Source organism: Dellaglioa sp. CoH-56-MRSF-12 (assembly GCF_056782075.1).
The window spans coordinates 1-260 of record NZ_JBXAYD010000119.1 but is presented as its reverse complement, the minus strand read 5'-3'; the positions used below and the strand labels follow the sequence as shown (position 1 = coordinate 260).

The following is a 260-nucleotide window of genomic DNA, read 5'->3' as shown; positions in this document are numbered from 1 at the left end:
CACACGAGTTTCGTGCGGAACTTGTCGAGGCCGAGCGCCGAGCCCAGCACGCCGCTGCCCGTGTAGCGAATCCCGTAGAAATCGAGCGCGCCCTGGATCTGGCCGTTCTCGCCGTAGCCGCCGTGCAGCGCGTTGAACGCGCGCACGAAGCCTTCGTCCTTCAGCGCCGACAGCGGCCGCTCGGCCGGGTCGAACGGATGCGCGTCGACGCCCGCGTCACGCAGGCCCTGCAGCACGAGGCGGCCCGAGGTGAGCGACAC

1 pseudogene is annotated in these 260 nt (G+C 70.4%); it reads right to left on the bottom strand.

Annotation, left to right across the window (positions count from 1 at the left end):
• A pseudogene (locus tag AC1RPY_RS07995) lies at positions 1 to 260 on the bottom strand (hypothetical protein); the annotation flags it as partial.